Origin of the sequence: Moraxella sp. CTOTU48717 (assembly GCF_032057165.1) — a bacterium.
Lineage (GTDB): Bacteria > Pseudomonadota > Gammaproteobacteria > Pseudomonadales > Moraxellaceae > Faucicola > Faucicola tetraodonis.
The window spans coordinates 191,190-208,525 of the sequence record NZ_DAMBBC010000002.1 but is presented as its reverse complement, the minus strand read 5'-3'; the positions used below and the strand labels follow the sequence as shown (position 1 = coordinate 208,525).

Below are 17,336 nucleotides of genomic sequence, written 5' to 3'. Positions count from 1 at the left end.
TGAAAACGCCCATGTTATTGCTTGGCGCACCCAAGCCAAAACACCTAAAGACAAGGGCAAATAAGAAGGTTTGCCTGTTATCGTCTCTAAAACATTTCTTTAACCGATTTTTCTAACCAAGACTGCGAGCGCGGCGCCGCATTGAGTGGTTGGTTAGTATGTGTCGGGTCGCCGCCATTATTGGGGTTATTAGGATTATTGGGGTTGGTCTGCGTATTCCGCGTATAGCCACCCTCATTTTGGTAGCGATTGGCTGCAGGTGGGTTATTGCCAATGGTATCTGCCTCGGTTTGTCTGCGCTCAATATTGTCATAGCGCTGTTGTTGGCTTTGTCCAAACTCACTCATTGCCTGTTGTTGCTGTGCCGCAAATCTTGCTTCTTGCTCACGTTGATAAATTTGCACCGCGCATTCACTACTATCTTGCGGTAGATTGTCAGTATCAACAGGTACATAGATGGCATTTGGACATTTTTCATTGGATAATTGTGATTTGCCGTTTTCCATCCATAGCCATTCGATATTGCCTGGCGCGATAAGATTAACCGGGGTAAGCTTTTGCTGCTTCATAAAATTCATCCACATCGGCAAAGCGCCATTACCGCCACTTAGGCCTGTGGGTTTGTTGTCATCTAAACCGACCCAAACAACGCTGACCACATTACCACTATAGCCTGCAAACCACGCATCGCGATAATCATTGGTAGTCCCTGTTTTACCTGCAAGATTGAGATTGTCACCGAGCGATAGCGCCGCTTTGGCGGTACCTTGCTTGATGACCTGCTGCATCGCATAATTGGTGAGATAGGCAGCCGTAGGGTTGATGACTTGCTGATTTTTTTGTTCCATGCCCTGAACCACTCGTCCTTGGTCATCAATAATCGTGCGAATGGTATGAATTTCATGACGCAAGCCACCTGTTGCCAGCACTTGATAAATCCCCAACATATCCATGGGCGATAGATTTACCGCGCCAAGCAAGGTAGATGGATAATTGGGCAATGGGCTGTTGATACCCATACGGTACAATTGATTTAAAAAATTGGGAATACCGACTTCCATGCCCACACGCACCGCGGCTTGGTTATAGGAATTGGCTAAAGCGCTGGTGAGTGGGACAATACCATGACTGCCGCCACCGTAATTGCTGGGTGTCCATGTCTTACCATCGGTCATTTTTAGCACAATTGGGCTGTCATCGACACTACTTGATAAATTGTAACGACCCTGCTCAAATGCGGTTAAGTAAATAATCGGTTTGAGTAAAGAGCCAACTTGGCGCTTGGCATCGACGGCGCGATTAAACCCAGTAAAATCACGGCTACTTCCCACCACAGCGAGCAGTTCACCGTTGTTGGGATTGGCGCTGACTAGGGCGGCTTGCAAATTAGTGAGCTGTTTGGGATTACTTTTTTTTAACTGATTGACGCTTTGAATGACCGCACTGGTAGCGGTTTTTTGAACGTTGGGATCAAAACTGGTAAATATTCTTAAGCCTTCGTTTTTGAGATCGTTGGCATCATAGGTACGGGTAAGTTCTCGCTTGACCACGTCTAAATAATCTGGAAAACGCGTTTTACCAATCACAGGATTGTAAGAAATGCTCAGTGGCTGCTGCACCGCTTCATCATATTGTTGTTGGCTGATTTTACCGGTTATCAGCATATTACTCAGCACCACGTTACGGCGTTTTAGGGCAGCATCGGGGTAGCGTAGCGGATTGTACTGGGTAGGACCTTTGGCAAGCCCTACGAGCATCGCCATTTGGTCGAGTCGAAGCTCTTTTAGCGGACGGTTAAAGTAAAACTGCGAGGCAAGCCCAAACCCGTTAATAGAGTGATTGCCATTTTGACCTAAGTTAATCTCATTCATATAGGCTTGCAAAATCTCACTTTTGGTGTAATGCATTTCCAGCAAAATCGCCATCACTGCTTCATTGGCTTTACGTTTGATAGTGCGGTCTGAGTTGAGATAGAAGTTTTTAACCAGTTGCTGGGTGATGGTGGAGCCGCCTTGGCGTGAACCGCCCATAAAATTGCTATAAATCGCACGTCCTATCCCGCGGATAGACACGCCGTGATGCTGATAAAAACTGCGGTCTTCGGTTGCCACCAGCGCATCAATTAATGGCTGCGGATAGTCATTGATGGTTAAAACGATGCGATCTTCATTGTTGTCTGGATAGATACCGCCAATAAAAATTGGCTCAACCCGCGCCACACCCGATGGATTAGGATGGGTGCTTTGTAATTTTTCAATTTGGTTATCTTTGAGCGTGACCTTAATAATTTGCGATGGCTCAGTATCGTTGGCGGCAAATTTAAATTCGCGGGTATGAATATAGTACTCGCCATTTTTTTTGGTATAAGTCCCGGCATTGTCATAGTTTTGGTCAGGGGCATAGGTGAGTAAATTTAACCAATTTTCCAATTCATCATCGCTAAGGGGATTACCCACCGTCAACGTTAACGGTTGCGAGTACACTTTTGCAGGGATATTCCAGCGTTTGCCCTCAAATTTTTGGGTGATGACATTATCTTGGCGCACCAAATATAACCCAAGCAAGACCAAGCCGCCCAATACTGCCACCACAAAGATGAAGCTTAGGATAAACATCCCTTGTTGGTTTGAGTGATGCTGGAATTTAGGCGGGTTTTGGCGATTTTTAGCGGCAGAGATAACGGTTGAATTCATACAAAAATGCGTCACGATCAAGGGTATAAAAAAGTGCTTTATCATGACCCAAAACACGCCAAAATACAATGTCAACATCGTGCTATTTTGCCACGTTTATACAGGATTTTTGAACTTTAATAGACGGTTTTGGAGTACAATAACAGTCATTTTTGGGTGAGTTAGGGTTTTTTGCCCTAGGGGATTTGATGATGCCAAACAATAGCCAATTTGGGGCAAAACAATCGGATATTGACCGGTCGGTTGTGACCGATGCGCCTATCCGTACGCATAATGAGGCGGATAGCAAATTTACTACCACATATCAAGATGTGGAGCTGGTGTTGCCAGAAGAAGGGCATTGTTTTCATTGTGGCGACCCGCTACCAAGCCCGCCATTTTTTACCCATGTATTGGGTGAAGATCGGGCGATGTGCTGTATGGGCTGTCAGCTTGCCTCGCAAAGTATCATCGAGGCGGGGCTTGAGCAATACTATCTTGACCGCAGTGAAATCAATCGTACCGCCAGTCTCCCTGATTCGTTATATCAGCTGCAAGCGTATGACCACGATGATATTAAATCGCAATTTATTTACCATCAGCAAGGGCACAGCGTTGCCGAGCTGTCAATCAGCAATTTGCGCTGTGCTGCCTGTAGTTGGCTGATTGAAACCCAGTTGTATCGCCTTGATGGCATGGATACTTGCCAAGTCAATCTCACCAATCAACGGATGCGCGTGGTGTGGGATGAAAAAAAACTGCCGATTAGCCAAATTTTGGCAAATGTGCAAGCCATTGGCTATGATGCCAAACCCTATCGGCAAGATACCCATGAGGCGATGCTCAAGCGAGATAATCGCCGTATGTTGTTTCAATTGGGTATTGCGGCATTGGGTGCTATGCAAGCGATGATGTTCGCAGTGGCGCTATATTTTGGGGAATATTCAGGTATCGGCGTCAACGATCGGCAATTTTTACGCTGGGTATCGCTGTTTGTTAGTATTCCTGTGTTTTTGATTGCAGGGTTGCCATTTTTTCAATCGGCATGGTCAGCGATTAAAGCCCGCCAAGTCAATATGGATGTGCCGATTAGTATCGCCATTGTCATTACCTTTTTGGCAAGTTTATATGCGACATTGACCAGCACAGGCGAGACTTATTATGACTCGGTTAGTATGCTGATATTTTTCTTATTGGCGGGCAAATTTGTCGAGCACAATGCCAGGCTAAAAGCTGCCAATTTAGCCAATGATTTGGTAGTCGTCGAGCCTGTGTTGGTGGCAAAGCTGGGTCATGAAGCGCCGTTAGTGCTAGAGAATATCGATGCCTCACAAGTGACGCTGTATGCCAGTCAATATAAAGACCTTTTTTATCAGTCACTTAGTGTAGACCCTGCCAACAGGGGTGATAATGAGCAAATGGTTTCGGCCCAGTCGCTAAAAGTTGGTGATATTGTCCGCATTGATGCCGGTAGCAGTATCATCAGTGATGGTGTTTTGCTGTCAGATAGTGCCACGGTGTCCGAAAGTTTATTGACCGGGGAGAGTGATTTAATCGTCAAACGCTTGGGTGATAGCATTGTGGGCGGTAGCCAAAATGACAGTCAGCCGTTTGTGATGCAAATCACCACATTACCCAATGACAGCCAAATGGGCGTGATTGATAGGCTAGTGAATCGCTCGCTCAGTGAAAAACCGCAAATCGCTTTAAAAGCAGACAAACTGGCACGCTGGTTTGTCGCGCGGGTACTGGTGATTGCCAGTATGGTGTTTTTGGCCTGGTATTTTATTGAGCCCAGTCATGCCATTTGGGCAACGGTTGCCGTATTGGTCGCTACGTGTCCCTGTGCCTTGTCATTGGCCACACCCATCGCATTAACCGTTTCTACCAATCGACTAGCAAGTCTGGGGTTTTTAGCGACCCGCGGGCATACCATTACCACACTCGCTGAAGTCACCCATGTGGCGTTTGATAAAACCGGTACATTGACGTACGGTCAACCCAATTTGATGGCGATTGAAACGCTGGATGTACCGTATGGTGTTAAACAAAATCCCTCAGTAGATTTTACTGAAGATGACGCCAAAAACGAAGACGAGATAAAAAACCATTTTTTAAGTATTGCAGCGAGCCTTGAAGTGGGTAGTCGTCACCCCATTGCTCATGCGTTATTGACAATGACTCGGCAAATGCATTTGCCCGCTACCAGCGATTTGGTACACATTCCGGGGGGCGGTCTGCAAGCTACGATTGATGGGCTAAGTTATCGTCTAGGTCATCATGGTTTTGCAGTGCAATCAGGATTAGACGATGGGTTACTGCCAAATTTGAGCAAACACCAAGCTAGCACCAGTGTGTCCTTATCGAGACAAGATAGCCTAAGCAAAAAATGGCAACCACTGGCGCATTTTTATTTTCATGATAAAGTCCGAGAAGGCGCCTTAGCTACCATTAAACATCTTAAAGACCAAGGCGCGCAGGTGTTGATGCTCACCGGTGATCCTAGTGCTCAGGCGTTTGAGGTAGCGCGCGAGCTTGGTATTGACACGGTTTATAAAGGTCTTACCCCGAATGATAAGGTACAACATTTAAAAGCCCTGCAGCAGCAAGGACACATCGTGCAAATGGTCGGGGATGGGGTAAATGATGCGCCGGTACTTGCCGCTGCCAATATCTCAACTGCGATGGCGGGTGCGGCAGATTTGGCGCAAGTCTCCAGTGACTCTTTGGTGCTCAATGGTCAAATCCAAGCCGTGGCAAAAGCGCGTGAGGTGGCTTTCAAGACCGATCGCATTATTGCCCAAAACTTCAAATGGGCGCTAGGGTATAACTTTATCGTACTGATACCCGCTGCGTTAGGCTATGTGCCGCCTTGGTTGGCTGCGATTGGTATGTCATTGAGCTCACTGTTTGTGGTGCTTAATGCGTTACGTCTCAAACGTGCTTAATGGCGCAATTTAACAAAGCTTTATGCTTTTGGCTTACTAAAATCATACGCCGTGACTATTTGCGCGTTTTTGGCAAAATCGATGAAATAGTAGAAGTATTTATCATTCTCATCAATCACCCGATCGCCATTGGTATCGGCTTGGGTTGAGAAGTAAAAACGCTTGCTCTCAGGCAGCCATTTATAATGTTTAAAATATTGATTATTGGGCGTGAGTTTCAATAAATTTTTGCCATTTAAATCGCTTAAATACAAGGTGAGCTGCTGATCAAGATTGGTTTTATTGTCATTATCATCAGCGATCTCTTTAACTTCATAGATAAAATAGCCTAAAAGTAAGGTATTGCCGACTTTGACTGCCAATGGGCTGGTTGCTTCTTTCGCAGCTTGCGGTTGGGTAGGTGCAGTTTGCGTCATGGCAGCTTTTTTCTGCGCTGTTTTGTCATCTGGGCTTAAATCTACCAAGGGCGTGTGCACCGCTCTTATCACAAAGTTATCTTGTGGAAACAGCCGGTGTACTTGCCCGGTTTTTAACTCTTCAAACACAATATTGTAAACACTGCTTTGAAAATCATAGGGTGCAACTTCTTGAAAGTAGCTGACAGGTGATTTTTTAGCATCACTGGCATCGCTGTCATATTTGCGATTGATGGGCACTGACGGAATAATCGGATGCAGTAGGCTTGGCACACCTGCCAAGTACAAAGGAAAATCCATGCGTTTTAACCCGACTGTGGCAGGTGGGATACTGGCTGGGGTTTGGGCAATGATGACTTCAGGTACGTTAGACGGTGAAGGGGCAGTGTCGCTGGCTTGGTTAGTTGTCTCGGGGGTGGGTTGGCAGGCGGTAAGTCCCAACCCTAGCCCCATAGCGCTCAAGGTACTCAAAGTGATATGTAATGGTCTAAAAAAATTCACATCACGCCATTGGTTCACAAAAGACATAAGAGTCTCCATTACAAAGATAATCAAATATACTACTAAAATGATAAGACATGTACAATCTTTGGTTATATCATCGCATTCAGCGCTATAATGGCATTGACTGTTTTTGCCTTGAGTGTTTTAAAAAGTAAATAAGAAAGGTAAGTAAATTTGAAATAACCCGACACGGGGCAAAAGGCGCGTGAGTAGCTATTTCATAAATTTAGGTTATAATAGTCAAAATTTAGTTAGACGCTTGAATTTTTTGCTTTTAAACTTTTAAGCATAGAGCGGCGAACTGGGCAGCACTATGTTTGCCGACCTATATTTACTATATTTATAGTGGTTTATGATTTATTTTCAAAAAGCGATATCTTACCGATTGCGAGTGCATGAATGTCGGAACAATTAAGTCTAAACTTAAATATCAAGCAGTCCGCGAGTATCAGTGACTTTAGTGGTCCAGGCTGGGTATCCATCATCGATGTGGTGCGCCAAATGCATGTAGGGCTATTGACGCAGCTATATCTATACGGCGAGCGCGATACAGGTAAAACCCATCTACTCAACGCTATCTGCGAATCCTTTCGTGATATCGACCAATCTGTTATTTATCTATCGCTGCGTGAGCTGATAAACGCCAACATGGATGCCATGGTGTTGTCATCGCTAGAGAATACCACAGTGATTGCGCTTGATGATATGGATGAAATTCAAGGTCATCCTGAGTGGCAAGAAGCAGTTTTTCATCTGATTAATTTATCGCAAGAATACGGTAATAAAATTATTTTTGCCAGTCGGTTGCCAGTAAAGTCGTTAAATTTTGAGCTGCGAGATTTGCTATCAAGGCTTGCGCGAGCCGCAACTTTTCAGTTGCCAACTGGCAGTGATAGGCTTGATAGACAGCTGATTTTGGAATCAGTATTACGCCGTCGTCATTGGCACTTTGACCCACGTATTATTGACTATTTGCTCAATGAAGGTCCACACCGCATCGGTGCGATGTTGGCAGTGTTAAACGAATTGCAGCCATTGTTTTCTAACATGGAACGCACCCCATTAAACAAAGTGAGCAAAGCCAAAATACAAGATGCGATGAATATCATTGATAATTTAACGCTCAATTTTGAATTGGCGGACTTTGATGAAATTGCAGAAAATGAGAATTTTTTAGATTTTTGACCGGGTTTGTCATAGGAATTGCGTGATAAATGGGTTAGAATCCATTAACAGTTTGATGTAAAACAACAGGATATCCTATGAATAAACAGTACTTATGGACGGCTGCCGCGTTGACTGCGGGCGTGTTAGCAACCACACAAACATTTGCCCAGGTCACCTTGAATGTTGCTGATAATACCGTGGTGACCGCCATTAATGGTCAAGAAGTCAAAAACGGCTTGCTTTCAAAACCGCAAAAAACCTACAAACTTGAGCCAGGCAAACATGTAATTACTGCCAAGTACAATCGGTTGTACGAGCTGCGCGGTGACAATCACGATGTGTTACGTTCAAGCAATATTAGCGTTCCAGTAGAGCTTGCCGACAATCAAACGTATGTGTTGGATATGCTAGGTCAACCAGAAGACTATAATGCCGCTAAAGAATATGTCAAACAACCCACACTAGCGGTGCTACAAGGTAAGCAAATCATTGCAAGTCAGCAAGCCACATCCAGCAGTAGTTCAAGCATTTTTAGTGGATTGGGTAATGCGTTAGGCGGTGTGTTTAGTGGTAGCTCAAAAGCGGTTGAAGCCAATCAACAAACCATCAATGCCTTAGGACAATCAGGGGGCGCGATTCCCGCAATCAATCAATCTGGCAATCAAGCTGTTGTGACCACGGTCAGTTCATCGGATAGTCTCGATCAATTTATGCAGTTATGGTTGAGAGCAACGCCAGCAGAGCGTGATAAAATCCGTCAGTGGGTGCAAAAATAATCACCCAATGCGCCACCATGCGCCAAAACAACGATGCCAAGTGCATCGTTTTTTATGGTCTTTTACCACTGTTTACTTTTACCATTAGTTGATAGATAAGACAGACTGTACTTCAAGTTTATCGAGGGCTGGCTGGTTGATTTGTAGTTGCTGGATGCGAATACCTTGTTGTTGGAACTGACTAAATATATTGGTGATTACGCTGGCCTGCGGGTGACTAAAAGCAACTTGGATAGTATTGCCATTCTCGACCACTTGCGCATTGACAATACCTGATTGGCTAAGTATTTGTTTGATAGCATCGGCTTGACTGACTTGTTGGGTTTGGTTGGGATTGATGTTGCCTGCTTGACTGCGTAGCCAAAATACATCTGCCATGGTGTCATCGTATTTTTTTTGTGCTTGGTTGGCTTTGCTATGCAGCGTCCAACCACCGACACCCACCACGAAAAAAAGCAAGAACATTGCCAATATCAGCAGCGCAATCTGATCACGACGTGATAAATTTTGAAAGGCATGACCCAGAGGCGTGGTTAGTTTTTGCAGGGATTGGCTCAGTGAGGCGTGCGGTTTCATAAATTCATCTCAGTCGTAGGTTTAGTCTGCCAATTCAATATCTATCATGGCAAGGGCACTGCCAGCAGAAGTTGGCGCCACTGCACTGGAAACCGCACTGGCAGTATTGGAAGACATTGCAGCGGGTATCGCGGCATCCACAGACCCTAGCTTGGCTTTTATCCCTTTGTTTACCATGTCATTGACGGCTTTGTTTAATGAATCGGCGCTTGATGATAAAAGCTGCAGTTGTAAGTGATTATTTTGAAAATTAAGCTGCTTGGCGGTCAGTTGGTACTGCTGCAATACAGGCTGTATTGACGATAATGTCTCAAGTACGCTTGGCGTGGCTGATTGCTGGGTGGTTAATTTGCCAGATAACTGTCGCTGCAGCGTAAGTTTGCTACTAAGCGGCTCATTGGGGAACCACTGGGCATATTGCTGAGCTAGCAAAGTTGCGGCTTGTTTTTGCGCTTGGTTGTAATAATACCAACGAAGTGCATCGACCACAAAGGCTGTCAGCAGGGCACAAACCGTGATTAGGGCGATGACTTTGGCATAAGGCGCAAGCGTCGTTTTACCTTTGATTGTCGCAAAGTTAAAAAAATGTCTGACCGGGTCTTTGATTGGGGTAGACAACAACTCAGATGATGCAATGGATAAATTAGGCATACTAGTTAATTGCTGGGCAACGGTTTCATCGTGAGAACCCGTTAAATATAGCGTTTCTAGCATGGGTAATTTGGTGAGTACCAGCGGTAAAAAACTAACTGCCATGCCGTGATAAGTATGCAGTTTTAATAGCTGGGTATCTGCATCTTGGTAGTAGACCGCGCTTGTAGTAGGCGTAGCCCTCGTCTCTGCATTCCTCATGTTTGTGCTCGTATTTATGCTAGTATCAACTCTAGTATCTATTCTGGTATCTATGGTCGGCAGCAATAAAAAATCTGGCAGTAAAGCGACTAGCTCAATACCCGCCAACGAGGCAGCATTGATCCATGAATGAATATCGGCAGCATGAAGCCCAAATAACGCGGGGAATTCGCTGTTGGTTGAGGTTGGCTGGATTTTGACTTGTAAATCTTCTACCGACCCAATGCTGATATCTTCAAATAAATAGCGCCTGCCGGTGTCGCCCAAAGTGTTGAGCTGGCTTGCTGAGAGGGTAGGCTGGATTGTTAATAAACTGACACTAGGAAAATAGAGACAGGCTTGCAGCTTGGCTGATTGGGTGGTTTGCAGATTGGCAAGGGTCGCAAGCGTTTGCCAATCGTCAGCCGTTTGCCAAGTCTGGGTGGTTTGTTGCCATAAACGTAAGGCAGCATGCTGAGTTGGCAACCAAATATGAATCACAGAAGTGTCCTACACAAAATTGACAAATTAAATCACCTAACAGGTGGGAACAAAGCGTTTTATCTCAGCGGCAAGACTCGGTGCCAATATACCCATATCATACACACGCGCTTCAGCCAGCGCAAAACTCTCTAGTGGTTCATCAGTGAGAATATGGGCGATTTTGGCAATGATATTCATATGACAAACCACCACCATGCAGTCGCCAACCAATTCGCCTAACGCATCCACAGCGATGTCTGCATCGTTATCAGGGGTGATGCCCTCATACGTGGTCACAGGCACATGGGGAAAAAATTGCTGGATTTGCGCAAGGGTTTGCTGGGCGCGGTTGTAAGGACTGACGATAAAATGATCGGGCTCAAAGTTTTCGGCAAGCCACTTTGCAGTCTGTGAAGCTTGGGCTTGACCCAGTGCTGATAAATTTCTTTCATGGTCTGGCAGGGTATACGCGCCTGCATCGCCATGACGAACTAAAATTAATTGCATATATTTACCTAAAAATATTTAAAGTTATGTTTGTCAGTTATGCGTTGGCTGCACTTGATGCGGCATGACAAATTCCACATCACTTCTAAATCCTGCTTCCATTAAGTTTAACGCAACCCCAAGCGGCGCTTTGTCTTCATAGATAATATCGTGCAAGGCATGAGTAATCGGCATATAAATACCCTCTTTCATGGCTTTTTCATTCACCTGCTGGATAGTATTAATGCCTTCCGCGGTTTGCCCCAGTTTTTTGATGGCTTGGTCAAGGCTCATGCCACGCCCTAGCATATTACCAATCTGGTAGTTACGGCTTAAGGTCGATGAGCAAGTTGCATACAAATCACCCACGCCCGACAACCCCAAAAAGGTCAGCGGATTAGCCCCGGCTTGGACGCCAAATCGGCTCATCTCAGCCAATGCGCGGGTTAAAATCATGGCTTTGGTGTTTTCTCCGATGTCATAGGCAGCCGCCATGCCCATGGCGATGGCATAAATATTTTTGAGCGCACCGCCAAGCTCCACGCCAATTAAATCATCACTGGCAAACACGCGAAAAAACGCACTGTGCAGTGCTGTCTGCACGGCAAGCCGTAGCGCTGCAGATTGGCTGGCAATCACGGTGGCAGACGGCATATTATTCATGATTTCTTTGGCGAGATTGGGACCGCTCATCACGCCAAAAGCCACATTGGGTAATTCATCCGCGATTACATCACTCATTAGCGCAAAGGTATCTTTTTCCATACCTTTGGTTAAAGACACGATGGCTTGAGCGCTAATAAAAGGCGCAATTTTTTGTAAGGTTTCGCGAAACGCTGAGCTCGGCACTGCCACAAAAATCAAATCTTTGCCTTTGACGGCTGCTTGCAAATCATGGGTAAATTGCAGGCGCTCATCTAGCTTATGGTCCGGCAAATATTTTTTGTTGATATGGGTTTTTTGCATCGCTTTGACGCTGCGCTTATCGCGTACCCAAAGCGTGACGTCGCAGCCATTTTTGGACGATAAATTTGCCATTGCCGTACCAAAACTACCACCGCCCAACACGGCAATTTTGAGGGGCGCAGGCTCGTTGGCGAGCTGATTGCCTAAGTCTGTCTCTAATACCGCTGGGGTGTCAGGTTTAGACTTTTTAACCGCTTTTTCAATGACGTCGGCAAACAGCTTGCTGGCTTTTTCACGATTGACATTCAGCTTTTCTAAATTTTCACTTAGATTGGTTGCTAACTGGGGTTTTTTCATTGAAAATCCTTGAATCCACTTGTCCTGCAAATACTGACAACAGGGCACCCTTTACATGAGCAAAATATAAAAAAGGCTAGTTTAGCCGTTAGTTTGTGCCATTATCATAAACAATAAATGGTGTGACGTCTATCTTAGAACGCGGCGGGATGGTCGACACGGCTGTGCCAACATAGACAAAAGCAATGACTTGGTTATCAGCGGTTACATTAAACAGTTGTTTGATTGCAGGCGCATTGGCAAGTGGACCGGTGCGCCATACGGTGGCAAACCCTTGTGCCGACAAGGCAAGCAGGAGATTTTGCACCGTACAACTACTTGCCGCTACTTGTTCCCAATGGGGGACTTTATCATGAGGTTTAAAATCGGTCACACACGCGATAATCATCGGCGCACGCAGCGGCATATTTTCGGCTTTGGTGAGGGTTTTCTCGTCGGTTTCACCTTGTGCTATCGCCGCATTTTTTAACGCCGTGCCTAAGGTGTTGAGCGCTTGGTTTTCAAGTACGATAAAACGGTACGGGTTTAAATCCTTGTGATCGGGGGCGGATAGCGCCACTTCAATCGCTTGTTCGACTTGCTCGCGATTGGGGGCAGGGGCGACAAGATTGCCGATTGAACGGCGCGATTTGATAAAGTCTAAAATTTCTGAATTTGTCATTGTTATTCCTTAAAGAGGTTATTGATTAGCGTTGCCATATTATCCGCTGAAGCTGATTGCAGTTGTGTTAAACCGTCAATCACCCCTTGCTGATTATCCAAAGTTTTATTTTGGCTAAGTTTAAATTTGGCTTCAAAATTATGAACGGTCAATTTAACCCCCACAATCGCGCGGCACATGGCATTGATATAATCACTTGGCGCATCACTTAAAGACCAAGGCTCATGACTGGGGTTAGTTTGTTTAAGCTCATGTTCAAAAAAATCCGTCATCGTCGCGACAATCTGCTTGATTTGAGTTGCGTCTGTGATTAGCTGCGGTGTCACCGAAAAAATTACCGATTGATAATTCCACGTCGGCACTTCTTTATGGGTCATCGCCTTGGTAGGATACCAATTTGGGCTGATATAATGACCTTGGTTGGTGAAAACAACTTTCCAGTTTTTAGCGTCAGTTTTTACAATTGGATTTACTTTTGCCACATGACCCATCAAATAGCCAAGCGGATTTTGTTCATCTACTTGCCAAAGTAACGGAACAGGGCAGATTTCAATCGAATCGCCGTTTAATGCCATTATATTTGCTAATGGCGACCCAGCAATAAAATCTTTAACTGCTTCAAAATCGGTTTGGGAAAAATCTTTGGGAATATACATCGTTAAAGCCACTCACCTGCATAACAATTAAGGCTTTGGATTATTTAAATGGTCATATCTTCTTTTTTTATCTCGTCCAAACGATGCTCCGCTTTGAGATATTCTTCTGATTGCATTTCTAACAGCCGTGAGCGCGTGCGCTCAATTTCAAACGCCAATTTTTGCCCATCATACAGTTGTAAAATCGGCTGTTCTGCGCGTACCAAAAGCTTGACGCGGCGATCATAAAACTCATCGACGAGGTAAATAAAGCGCCTTGTCGGGTCAGCGATAATATCGTTGAGTATGGGCACATCATCCACCAGCACCGTGCTAAACTCGTTGGCGATTTCAATAAAGTCGCTGGCTGAGCGCGGCTGCATACATAACGCCCGAAAATCAATGTACAAGGTGTTTTCGGTGCGACCTTTGATGGCGATATCACGACCATTGATATGAATGGGGTCTTGGATAATGTGTTGATTGTTGCTTAACGCGGTAAAGCGGTTGGCAAGCCAGTGGATGTTTTCTTTGGTCAATGGCGACACGTAAAGTTCGGCTTGCTGCAATACGCGCAGACGGTAGTCGATGCCACTGTCAATGTTCATAACCGTACAGTTTTTTTCAACTTCGGCAATGGCAGGTAAAAAACGGTCACGGTGAATACCATTTTTATACAAGCCATTTGGTGCGATATTTGATGTGGCAACCAAGGTGATGCCTTTTTTAAATAGCATGGTAAACAAATCACCCAAAATCATCGCATCGGAGACATTGGAGACAAAAAATTCATCAAAACAAATCACATCCGCTTCATTATGGATGATATCGGCGACTTTTTGTAGCGGGTCTTGTTGACCTTGTAGCTTGTTGAGCTCGGCGTGTACCCGTTTCATAAAGTGATGAAAGTGTTGGCGCATTTTGTTGTCGGCGGGCACTGACTCAAAAAACATATCCATCATCCAAGTCTTACCACGACCCACGCCGCCCCACATATACAGCCCTTTGGGCGGCTCAGTACGTCTTAAAAAGCTAAATAGCCCACGTTGTTTGGCGCGGTTGTCCATGATTTGTTCATAGACATTGTCCAAATAAGTCATCGCAGCGCGCTGCTGTGCATCTTCGCTAAAGTCACCAGATTTTAGCGCAAGCTCATAGCGTTGTAGGGGTCGTAAATTTGAGTTGGGCATGTTATCTCTCAGCGTAAATTAAAAAGTTGTCAAAATTCCATTTCAACGTGCTTTGACGTAGGGGTATTAAATAAATAGATGCGATTAAATAGACGGCATTAAGGTGCCAAATAGCTCATGATGTCAAATACACCAAAAATCCGAATCAAAAACACAAATCAGGAACTAGGATAAAATAAAAACTGCGTTATTTGCTACTTAACGCTTCAAGCAGCTGTTTTAATTCCCCTAATTTACCATGAAAAAAGTGCCCTGTATCGTCAATGATGTGCGTTTGAATACCAAAGTTTTCCCCAAATTGTTGTAGCGAGCTTGGCGCAATCACTTCATCATTCGCGCCATAAATCATAAAGGTTTGTGCGGTGGGCAATAGCAAATCTGAGGTGTCGTTTTTTTCAATAGAAGGGGCAATCAAGGCCAAATCAGTGAGGTCAAAATCATCGACTCCCAAAAATGCGCCTTGTTCATTGACAAGCTGGGCAAGCTTAGCGGCGATAAATCCACCGAACGAAAATCCGCCAATCCATAGCTTGCGCGCCTCGGTTTGGCTATGAATCCATTGCAGCACGGTTAACGCGTCTTCGATTTCACCTGTCACATTGCCATACTCGCCCGTTGACTGACCCACGCCGCGAAAATTAAAGCGTACCACATGCATGTTTTGGTCGCGGGCAAAACGATACATGGTGGTCACCACTTTATTCATCATCGTGCCTTCTTGCAATGGGTTTGGGTGACAAAGAATGGCAACACGCTCAACCGACGCGGCGTTTGGGTTGGCAACGCCCGTTGAGTCAGCTTGCCAAAGCGCGTCAACTTCAAGCTTACCGCAAGGGGCATCTATTAATTGCGAATGGGTTAATTGTGAATGGGCAGGTGAGCGCATAATCATCCTAATCTAAGCAAAAAACTTTAAAAAAACCACCCATCATGCTAACCAATTTCACCCAAAATAGCTAGTTTGAAAATCAACAAACTAGCCAATTGTTGCGCGGATTTTATGATTTGTAAGACCACTTGCGATGGCTCACTTTTTACCACACACTAATACAAGTCATCAACCAAATTCTATTATTGAAATGGTGAATTTGCCTGTATTGTTGATAATTGATGAGAAACTTAACACCGCTATTGAAAAGGGACAGCCTGCAGATCATGAAATCATCTCTCAAACCGTCTTTATTAAACATCACCCCATTAAAAATTACAACTATCGCGCTATTAGCAGCAGTGAGCTTATCTGCTTGTCAAAGCACACCCACTAATTTACCCGTGCTACAGCGCGCGAACAACACCCTAGAAACCACTGGGTTAGGCAAAAGCAAAAATATCGCCAAATTAAACGCGTTACATATCGCAACCGAGCAGTGCCGCGGAAAATCGCCCATCGTGTTGACCGATAGCTACCAGTATAATGGCGTATTGGATGAAAACATGGGACGCGCGGCTGACCAAGCCATAGGTATGATTGGCAGTGTGTTTGGTAGCAAAAAAACCCTTGCCCGCGATGATGATTACGAATATACCATGACGTTTAGATGCCCCTAATTGTCAAAGTCAAATCATCTATCAATAAAAAAAGGTTAGGAGTGTTCCTAACCTTTATTGTTTTGGTATCACTGACGATTTAACAAATGCTGATTGAGCTGTGCAATCACCGCTTTATCCCCTAACTGATTGATACTGTCACGAATTTTTGGAATGGGCTCGGCAGCAATCGGCTGACTATCAAATAGCTTTAACAACCGCAGTTGTAATGCTGGCTCACCTTGCTCAATGACAATATCTACGAGGGTAGGCACATCAAAGGGCAAATCCGAAGTTGACTGTGCCATTGCCACCGCATGATAAGCGCCATGTGGGTCTTGGTCGGTTATGATACGGGTATTTACCGCTCTGTAAGCTTTTTCTGAGGTACCGCCTAAGACATTGATTTTGTGTAAACAGTTAAGCGCAGAATTGTTTTGTAATTGTGCAATCGCAATGATGTCTTCAGCCTGCTCCTGCAAATAGGCGCGTTTTTGTGCCAGTGCTTCTAATTGCTGCTCAGTGAGTGGCTCATCGCTTTCGGCTTTTTTTAAATTGGCATTAAATTGAATTTCTGACATGGCTATCCCCTTATTTATATGGTTATTAGATAAGGGTTTTTTTTATAAAATCAAATCCACCGGTTAAACGAGCGCATTTTAATGACAATCAAGCTATTTAATCATAATCCAATTATAATGAATCAAAATAACAAAAGGGCGTGCTATGTTAGTGTTAACAGTCAATGCTGACCACATCAGTGTAAGGTTGCAAGATAACCTATGGGACATTGGGCTTACGCTAAAAGTAATTGCAGAGACATTGCACGCATTGCCACCCACTGAATTGGCATGGGAAACGGCGATTATGCGCATAGAAGATGCTATTTCACCGCTAAAACCCAGCTTGCCCAAAGATGAATTATTAAAGGTGATAGGGGCAGAGGATTTACGCTTACTCGCGTTTGAGCAAGATAACAATGGCGACTATATTCGCGCTGAGATGCTAGAAAAAGCTTTTGCAGTGCTAGCGGGCTATCGCTCACTGCGAGATTTGCCAGCTATGCCCAATGACCTAGCGTTTTATGCCAAGGTATTGCTACTACGAGAATGGGTGCACCATTTGGATTTTGATAAGCTTTATTTGGGTTAATTGTCATCAATAAAACAATCGCCAATAAAAAACGTCAATAAAAAAATCG

General features: G+C 44.7%; 16 protein-coding genes. 5 read left to right on the top strand and 11 right to left on the bottom strand.

The features are described 5' to 3' along the window. Positions 1 to 86: 86 nt before the first annotated feature. Entirely contained in the window at positions 87 to 2,693 is a 2,607-nt protein-coding gene (gene mrcB / locus RT084_RS02515; RefSeq protein WP_313097510.1) for a penicillin-binding protein 1B, read from the bottom strand. A gap of 188 nt (positions 2,694 to 2,881) precedes the next feature. On the opposite strand from mrcB, the gene RT084_RS02510 reads away from it, so the two are divergent. Then, positions 2,882 to 5,620 (top strand): heavy metal translocating P-type ATPase, encoded by a 2,739-nt coding sequence (locus RT084_RS02510; RefSeq protein WP_313097509.1) that lies wholly within the window; start codon positions 2,882 to 2,884, stop codon positions 5,618 to 5,620. Between the two features lie 20 nt (positions 5,621 to 5,640). Here the strand turns inward: RT084_RS02510 and RT084_RS02505 are convergent, their stop codons facing one another. Next, positions 5,641 to 6,564 carry a hypothetical protein gene (locus tag RT084_RS02505; RefSeq protein WP_312383348.1) on the bottom strand — a complete coding sequence of 308 codons (924 nt, stop codon included), beginning with the start codon at positions 6,562 to 6,564 and terminating at the stop codon, positions 5,641 to 5,643. A gap of 375 nt (positions 6,565 to 6,939) precedes the next feature. Here RT084_RS02505 and RT084_RS02500 point away from each other — a divergent pair, with 375 nt between their 5' ends. Then, positions 6,940 to 7,725 carry a DnaA ATPase domain-containing protein gene (locus RT084_RS02500; protein ID WP_224053752.1) on the top strand — a complete coding sequence of 262 codons (786 nt, stop codon included), beginning with the start codon at positions 6,940 to 6,942 and terminating at the stop codon, positions 7,723 to 7,725. A 77-nt stretch (positions 7,726 to 7,802) separates the two neighbouring features. Continuing rightward, complete coding sequence (locus RT084_RS02495; RefSeq protein WP_312383350.1) at positions 7,803 to 8,483, top strand: DUF2057 family protein; 681 nt, start codon at positions 7,803 to 7,805, stop codon at positions 8,481 to 8,483. Positions 8,484 to 8,567: 84 nt separating this feature from the next. Here the strand turns inward: RT084_RS02495 and gspM are convergent, their stop codons facing one another. The 8 genes from gspM to RT084_RS02455 form a co-directional block, all read right to left on the bottom strand. Then, positions 8,568 to 9,059 (bottom strand): type II secretion system protein GspM, encoded by a 492-nt coding sequence (gene gspM, locus RT084_RS02490; protein ID WP_312383351.1) that lies wholly within the window; start codon positions 9,057 to 9,059, stop codon positions 8,568 to 8,570. A 21-nt stretch (positions 9,060 to 9,080) separates the two neighbouring features. Then, positions 9,081 to 10,391 carry a type II secretion system protein GspL gene (gene gspL, locus RT084_RS02485; protein ID WP_312383353.1) on the bottom strand — a complete coding sequence of 437 codons (1,311 nt, stop codon included), beginning with the start codon at positions 10,389 to 10,391 and terminating at the stop codon, positions 9,081 to 9,083. Between the two features lie 36 nt (positions 10,392 to 10,427). Continuing rightward, a complete protein-coding gene (sixA, locus tag RT084_RS02480; RefSeq protein ID WP_203171763.1) occupies positions 10,428 to 10,880 on the bottom strand; it encodes a phosphohistidine phosphatase SixA in 453 nt (150 codons plus the stop codon). Between the two features lie 33 nt (positions 10,881 to 10,913). Then, a complete protein-coding gene (locus tag RT084_RS02475; protein WP_312383355.1) occupies positions 10,914 to 12,122 on the bottom strand; it encodes an NAD(P)H-dependent glycerol-3-phosphate dehydrogenase in 1,209 nt (402 codons plus the stop codon). 88 nt (positions 12,123 to 12,210) lie between these two features. Further along, positions 12,211 to 12,783, bottom strand: coding sequence for a nitroreductase family protein (locus tag RT084_RS02470; RefSeq protein WP_312383357.1), 573 nt, complete (start codon positions 12,781 to 12,783; stop codon positions 12,211 to 12,213). 2 nt (positions 12,784 to 12,785) lie between these two features. Further along, positions 12,786 to 13,439, bottom strand: coding sequence for an FMN-binding negative transcriptional regulator (locus tag RT084_RS02465; RefSeq protein WP_312383359.1), 654 nt, complete (start codon positions 13,437 to 13,439; stop codon positions 12,786 to 12,788). A gap of 44 nt (positions 13,440 to 13,483) precedes the next feature. Beyond that, positions 13,484 to 14,608 (bottom strand): cell division protein ZapE, encoded by a 1,125-nt coding sequence (gene zapE / locus RT084_RS02460; protein ID WP_203171767.1) that lies wholly within the window; start codon positions 14,606 to 14,608, stop codon positions 13,484 to 13,486. 187 nt (positions 14,609 to 14,795) lie between these two features. Next, the gene (locus tag RT084_RS02455) at positions 14,796 to 15,494 is read right to left on the bottom strand and encodes an alpha/beta hydrolase (protein WP_203171768.1); all 699 of its coding nucleotides are present in this window, start codon (positions 15,492 to 15,494) and stop codon (positions 14,796 to 14,798) included. Positions 15,495 to 15,763: 269 nt separating this feature from the next. On the opposite strand from RT084_RS02455, the gene RT084_RS02450 reads away from it, so the two are divergent. After that, positions 15,764 to 16,156, top strand: coding sequence for a hypothetical protein (locus RT084_RS02450; RefSeq protein ID WP_099833839.1), 393 nt, complete (start codon positions 15,764 to 15,766; stop codon positions 16,154 to 16,156). 68 nt (positions 16,157 to 16,224) lie between these two features. On the opposite strand, the gene RT084_RS02445 is transcribed toward RT084_RS02450, so the two are convergent. Continuing rightward, complete coding sequence (locus RT084_RS02445; RefSeq protein WP_312383363.1) at positions 16,225 to 16,716, bottom strand: hypothetical protein; 492 nt, start codon at positions 16,714 to 16,716, stop codon at positions 16,225 to 16,227. A 145-nt stretch (positions 16,717 to 16,861) separates the two neighbouring features. On the opposite strand from RT084_RS02445, the gene RT084_RS02440 reads away from it, so the two are divergent. Next, positions 16,862 to 17,287 (top strand): hypothetical protein, encoded by a 426-nt coding sequence (locus tag RT084_RS02440; protein ID WP_312383364.1) that lies wholly within the window; start codon positions 16,862 to 16,864, stop codon positions 17,285 to 17,287. The last annotated feature ends 49 nt before the right edge of the window (positions 17,288 to 17,336 follow it).